The sequence below is a fragment of the Helicobacter mehlei genome (assembly GCF_003660265.1).
GTDB lineage: Bacteria > Campylobacterota > Campylobacteria > Campylobacterales > Helicobacteraceae > Helicobacter > Helicobacter mehlei.
Genome location: NZ_QXQP01000081.1, coordinates 1 through 696, shown reverse-complemented (window position 1 = coordinate 696; position 696 = coordinate 1). Strand labels below are relative to the sequence as shown.

The following is a 696-nucleotide window of genomic DNA, read 5'->3' as shown; positions in this document are numbered from 1 at the left end:
CTTGCCAAAGCTTTGATTGATGGGGTCTTTGGGCGCAATCTTAGGCAACTCTTCTAGCCCCTCTAAACTTTGGGGCTGTTTGTAGTCCTTGGGCTTTTTTAAGGGGGGTTTGTTGGCTTTAGCCTCCTCTTGTTTGGCTTGGGTATTTGCGCGTCTTACCCCCCTCTCTTCCTTTGTGAGTTGTGTATATGATTTGGCTTTAACGCCATTGCCAAGCCGTGTAGCTCTTTCTTGTAAGCCCTCTAACTCATAGGGGTAGAGTCTTTCAAAGTATTTTGCATCCGTGCTATTTTCAGCCCTAAACGCAAATATCTTACCATCAATGTTTTTAACAAGATACATAAAAAACTCATCTTGAAACACCGCATCGGGGTGTTCTAAGGTCTGTTTAAAATAGGGGGCATAGCCATCGGTCAATCCAAAATAAAAATCTTTGCTACGCACTTTAAAGGGCTTTTTTTGGGCACTCTGCAAGGCTTCTAAGACTTCTTTGGGCACATTGGGGGTAAAGGGGTCATCGCCTTCTTTAATGCCAAAGAGTTTTTTAAACGCCTCATGCTGATCGCTTAAAATATATCTAGGGTCATGGGAGTAATGCATATTATACTTTTTAGCCGTTGCGTTATCCACAGCTAAAGACTCTATTAGCTCTTCTGCGCTCTTGGGGGTTTGGGCTTTAAGGGGGGTTGTGGTAGA

The 696-nt window shown here is 43.5% G+C and carries 1 protein-coding gene; it reads right to left on the bottom strand.

Features of this window, described 5'->3' with window-relative positions; genetic code table 11:
* Positions 1-696 (bottom strand): hypothetical protein (locus EAO36_RS08335; protein ID WP_162983301.1); only part of this gene is annotated, 696 nt, incomplete at both ends.